The sequence below is a fragment of the Rhodoplanes sp. SY1 genome, from assembly GCF_046000175.1.
Lineage (GTDB): Bacteria > Pseudomonadota > Alphaproteobacteria > Rhizobiales > Xanthobacteraceae > Rhodoplanes.
Window position 1 is genome coordinate 1 of record NZ_JBEOMB010000219.1, and the last position, 5,083, is coordinate 5,083.

3 protein-coding genes and 5 pseudogenes are annotated in these 5,083 nt (G+C 66.2%); 4 read left to right on the plus strand and 4 right to left on the minus strand.

From position 1 onward, the window contains the following. Positions 1-235 (minus strand): annotated as a pseudogene (locus tag ABTU92_RS28565) (hypothetical protein); the annotation flags it as partial. Continuing rightward, the gene (locus tag ABTU92_RS28570; RefSeq protein ID WP_408094960.1) at positions 222-401 is read right to left on the minus strand and encodes a hypothetical protein; all 180 of its coding nucleotides are present in this window, start codon (positions 399-401) and stop codon (positions 222-224) included. The pseudogene ABTU92_RS28565 and the gene ABTU92_RS28570, both read right to left, overlap by 14 nt. A 303-nt stretch (positions 402-704) precedes the next feature. Here ABTU92_RS28570 and ABTU92_RS28575 point away from each other — a divergent pair. Together ABTU92_RS28575 and ABTU92_RS28580 are read left to right on the plus strand one after the other, a co-directional pair. Beyond that, positions 705-956: pseudogene (locus ABTU92_RS28575) on the plus strand (transposase domain-containing protein); the annotation flags it as partial. A 50-nt stretch (positions 957-1,006) separates the two neighbouring features. Next, positions 1,007-1,153 (plus strand): annotated as a pseudogene (locus tag ABTU92_RS28580) (UPF0149 family protein); the annotation flags it as partial. Positions 1,154-1,168: 15 nt separating this feature from the next. Here ABTU92_RS28580 and ABTU92_RS28585 read toward each other — a convergent pair. Further along, positions 1,169-1,564: pseudogene (locus ABTU92_RS28585) on the minus strand (IS481 family transposase); the annotation flags it as partial. A gap of 293 nt (positions 1,565-1,857) precedes the next feature. Between ABTU92_RS28585 and ABTU92_RS28590 the strand changes: the two are divergent. Further along, positions 1,858-3,477 (plus strand): hypothetical protein, encoded by a 1,620-nt coding sequence (locus tag ABTU92_RS28590; RefSeq protein ID WP_408094961.1) that lies wholly within the window; start codon positions 1,858-1,860, stop codon positions 3,475-3,477. A gap of 36 nt (positions 3,478-3,513) precedes the next feature. On the opposite strand, the gene ABTU92_RS28595 is transcribed toward ABTU92_RS28590, so the two are convergent. Continuing rightward, on the minus strand, positions 3,514-4,506 hold the full coding sequence (locus ABTU92_RS28595; RefSeq protein ID WP_408094962.1) for a glycosyltransferase family 2 protein: 993 nt from the start codon (positions 4,504-4,506) through the stop codon (positions 3,514-3,516). A 276-nt stretch (positions 4,507-4,782) separates the two neighbouring features. Here ABTU92_RS28595 and ABTU92_RS28600 point away from each other — a divergent pair. After that, positions 4,783-5,083 (plus strand): annotated as a pseudogene (locus ABTU92_RS28600) (IS256 family transposase); the annotation flags it as partial.

Below are 5,083 nucleotides of genomic sequence, written 5' to 3' on the forward strand. Positions count from 1 at the left end.
AATCCGGGGTCCACTTCAAGCCGGGCCGCGCTACCATCCCGCCTGCGGAAAGCCCGAGATCATCGTCGATCACCTCGACGTCACGAAATCCTCGGCGGCGTGCGACCTCGACGAGCTCGTATTGACGACGCCGGCTTTCGAGATTGTTCTGGACCTGCGCGGGCGAGGATTGCCGGACATACACCACCGCTTTGCGCTTCAACACCGAGGCCGGAAGGAGTTCAGCGTTCGTCATCGCCGTGCTCCTCCCCGACGACGCCGGCGGCTTCCATCAGCAGGAAGGCGAGCCGCGTCACCACTGTCCCGCGCTCGCAGGGGCTCATGCCCCGGAGCTTCACGCAGTCCAACGGCATGCTCAGTTGATGTGGTGTCGTCGGTGGTGTCGGCTTTGGCGTATTCATCGTCCTCCTCCTGGGCGCCATTCGTATCGCCCAGGGAGGTTCGCCCGATTCCTTGCTCTCTCAATACACGTTGCAGGTCGACCAGCGCCGTCACGGGGACCCGTGGTGCTCCCATCTCCATTCCGGCACAGACGACCGGATCGAGCATCCAGGCTGCCACCACGGTCACTACACCGGGCGCAACCTCCACATGAACAAAGCCACCCGAGATCCGTTGCTCGCTGTACTGACGCCGAAGGCGCCGCCCATAAAGTGGGTGCCACCGATAGTGGACGACGACTTCATCGCAGATATGGGCAGAATGTTCGGGCGCTCGCCCTGGGCAGGCGCAACTCGTTGTTCGCCGGCAGCGCGGGCGGCGCCCAGACTTGGGCGATCCTCGCATCGCTGGTGAACACGGCGATGCTGAACGGCCATGATCCGTTCCGCTGGCTGCACGACGTGCTCGAACGGATTGTCTCCGGCCGGACCAGAATCCATCAGCTCGACGAGCTCCTCGCCTGGAACTGGGCGCCCGCCTCGTCGGATCCCGCCTCGTCGGGACTCGCGGCCTGATGCCCCGCCGACCTCGAGCGAAGCCCGGTTCGGTGATGGCGACCTCGGCGATGCCGCTCGACCGTCTCGATCGCTGGCTCGCGGAGCGGGCTCCTCGGCCGCTCGCCCGCAACCTCGCCATGTTCGACGGGTTCGTCACCGCCGTTATCGCCGGCCCCGTATCGATGGCGCCGCCGGATTGGGTCTGTCCGCTGCTCGGCGTCGACCGGGCGGACTTCGATCACGGTGAACCGTCCTCGCTTCGACGCCGATTTGTCGCTGTCCGGCAGGCGGGAGATGCCGTGCCTCTCGAGGCAACGGTGAAGGCTCGAACGGGTCAGCCGCGGAATGCTCTCGCGCAGGCAGCCGAAGACGTCGTCGAGTGGCAGCAGAGTTCGCCTGCGGAACTCGACGATCATGGCCTCCTCGACCGGCGTGAGGACCGTGCTGCGGGGATTGCGAGGCCCCATCCGGGCGTCCGAGGTCGTGGTTCTCACCCGCCATTTCGCCACCGTCGTGCGGCTGAGGCCGTATTGTCGGGCGAGGGAGCTGGTCTTCTCTTGCGACGCTTGGAGCTCGGCTCGAACTCGCGGCGTTGTGCGGGCGCTCCCGTGAAGAACGTCTGCCATAGCGAATCCTCCCCTTCTCGGGTCAAGAATACGCCACGACTCTCCGGGACTGAACACGTAGGAATCGCTCAGCCAGTAAAGCTGCTTGCTCATCAAGGGCTCCGTGCCCCCCGGAGCCCTTGAATCAGTCAACGCTCCGCGCCGCAAGCGAATTGAGTACGGACCCTAGGGTTTTGACTTGCGCCGCCTCCGGGTCCATTCGGCCGCACTCGCAGGTCACTGCGAATTGTCAGGAGGAGGGTACAATAATTGTATTGTACACCGAACGCCGATTGACCGCGAAGAGGGTTCCTGTGCGTGCATTGAAATCTCTATTCTTTCGGCGGGCCGCCGCGACGGACCCGCACTTTATCCGGAACGCCGTCGCGGTCGCGGCCGCAATCGGCTTGGTCATCGCCTTCATCGCCATGCTGCAGCAGGCAGCCAAGTACGTGGAGATCCCGATCGGCTGCGATGATTTCGGCTATCTTCGTCAAGCGCGGCTGTTCGTGCAGCATGGACCGGCGGGCGGGCTCGCGACGGCCATCGCCGACCCGCTGACGCTCGCCGTCGTCGAGTTGGCGAAAGCGACCGGTGAGAGCCCTGAGGCATGGCAGGAAGCCGTCGCCCCGCATTGCCATCACTACAAGCCCGCGGTCGACCGCGTCGTCCTACAGTATCCGCCCGGCACCGGAGCGCTGCTGTCGGTTTTTCCGGAAGGGATGCGGGGGCGCCTCCTCACCCGCGTCCTGGCGCTCGCGCTACTGGCTGGGCTGCTCGCCGCATCCCTGCGTTCGCGCACCATCCTCGGCACGGTCGCAGCCGGCGCGCTCGGCGTCGGCTTGTTCCGGACGCTCGGCTGGAACGCGGTCAGCCCATCGATTCCGGCGAGCCTAGCCGCCGCGGTCGCGCTTGGCTGGCTGGTCGCTGAGAAACTCGACTTCTCGGGTCGGCCGACGAAGTCCGAGTGGCACGCGCTCGCAGGCCTCGTGCTCGGCCTTTCGGTCGCGGTCAGAATCCCAAACGGGTTCATGCTCGCCGGATTCGCGGCCTGCTACGGCGCCGCATTCCTGCTGCGGCCGAGCCCGACCCGTCTCGTCGCGCCGGCGGCGTTCGCCGGGACGTTCGCGTTCGGGTTGCTCCCGGTGCTGCTCGCGAACGCGATCAACGCCGGCAGCCTTTTCGCAACCACCTACAGCACGGTCGATGCGGCGCCCCCAGTCCTCGACGCTGAGCGGCTCACGGCGGGGCTCCAATACTTCTTGATCGAGCACGACCGCATCGGCTATGCGGTCGGCAGCGCGATTCTCCTTCTCGTCGTCCTGGCGGTCGTTCAACTTCGGCGACCGACCGGTCCGAGCGGCTTTGTGCTGGTCATTGCCGGGGTGAATCTCGTGACCAATCTCGGCTATTTCGTCCTGCACGATCCCCGGGCGCCCTACTATCCGATCCCGCTCGCCGCCTTCGTCGCCACCGCGGCAACGTTCGCGCTTCGGCGCCGCGCCGAGCAAGGCCTCTCCGGCCTTGTGCCGCTGTCGCAAGGGGAGGTCCGTCTGCGCCGAATTGCGGGCGGGGTCGCCCTCGTCATTGCGCTGGTCGCGTCGGCAGTCGTCAGGACGCCGGTCTCGCCGCTGTTCGGACCGGCCGGGGCGCATCGCGCCTTCGATGCGCGGACCATCGTCTGGGCCGACCTCACCACCGGGTTCTTCCATTATTTCCAGGGCCGGCAAGCCTCCAAGCTCGCCGTCGCTGCGCCGGCGATGCAGGATCGCCTCGTCGAGGCGGCGGCCCGGGACGGCTACGCCCAGGTGCTCATCGTCGATTCGCCCGTCGGAGCCGCGCTCGCCACGAGGCTCGAACGAGAGGGCCGGCTCGTTCCCTACGGGCAAGCCTATGGATACGACGTCTACGCCGTCGTGCCGCGGCACCGCTAACCCGCGGCGCGGCTCCCGGCGCGACGCCGCATGGCGTCAGTGATGGCCAGGGGCCTTCAGGTCGAGGTAGCGCATGCGCTTGAGCTCGCGCCGGCTGGCGCTGATCGCATCGATGATAATGCCGCAGGTCATGCTCAAGAACCCAACCTGGACGATAACCGCCGCAAGCACCGCCGTCGGCAGGCGCGGCACCAAGCCGGTCCTGAAATACGTCACCAGCACCGGCGCCCCGAGCGCGAGCGCGAGGGCGAACAGCGCGAAGGCGACCGCGCTGTAGAAGCGAAGCGGCTGCAATGTCCGGTACATCATCACGATGGTCATCAGGATGCGGAATCCGTCGCGATAGGTCTTCAGCTTGCTGGTCGAGCCCGCCGGCCGCTCCGCGTAGGACAACGGGATCTCGATCGTCCCGACCTTGAGATCGAGCGCGTGGACCGACAGCTCGGTCTCAACCTCGAAGCCCGACGACACTGCCGGAAAAGACTTGACGAAGCGCCGCGACATTACCCGGTAACCGGACAAGATGTCGGAAAAGCCGTCTCCGAACAGCGCAGCGACGATGCGGTTGAACATGCGATTGCCGAACCGATGGCCGCGCCGGTAAGCCGCCTCCCCGGCCTCGACCCGGACGCCGACCACCATGTCAACGTTCTCGCGCACCAGGGTGTCGATCAGCCGTCCCGCGGCGCTGGCGTCATAGGTGAGGTCGCCATCAGCGAGCACGAAGACATCCGCCTCCACGTCGGCGAACATCCGACGCATGACGTTGCCTTTGCCCTGGTAGCGCTCGCGGCGGACAACCGCACCGGCCCGCGCGGCCACCGCTGCGGTGCGGTCGGTTGAATTGTTGTCGTAGACGTAGATCACCGCATCCGGCAGATGGCGTCGAAACGCGGCGATGACATCGCCGACGGTCCGCTCCTCATTATAGCAGGGCAGCAGCACGGCGGTGCTGCGTTTGGTAGCGAAAACGTCCAGTAGCGAATCGGGCGGCCCGGTCTCGTCGGCCGAGGGTCGTGTCGTGTTCATGGCCGCCCCCTTTGTCACTCCAAATCTTCCAATGCTGGACGGGAAGGTCGAGGATGCGCGACCGCATGAATTCAGCGGATCGCCTGGACCCGACCGAAGCCGCGGTGCGGAGTTCTGCTATTCGACACTATCACGCCGGTGGTCACACATGAAACACGAGTCGAGCGAGGGACGAGGGTGCCGTCGCGGGAGTGGTTGGAATTGAGGGTGGCGCAGTCTCCGGGGTTCTGAACCTCGAATCATCCGGCGTTGGCGCGCCGGACTGGAGACCACGCCATGACGAGCCCTACCACGAAGGCCGCTCTCTCGCAGCCGGCGACCGAGCCGACCTCCTGCCTTTTCGACAACTGGATCGACCCGATCGAGACCGCGGTGCGCCGCCGTGTTCGATCGTTCATTGAAGCGCTGATCGAGAGCGAGCTCGAAGCCGCTTTGGACCGTCCGCGCTATGGACGCCGGGCGGTGGTGAACGATGATTCGGCGGCCCCCTCGACGGGCGCTGTCGGACACCGCCACGGCAAACGGACGCGCAAGCTGACGGGAACGTTCGGCACCACCGAAATCAGGGTGCCGCGGG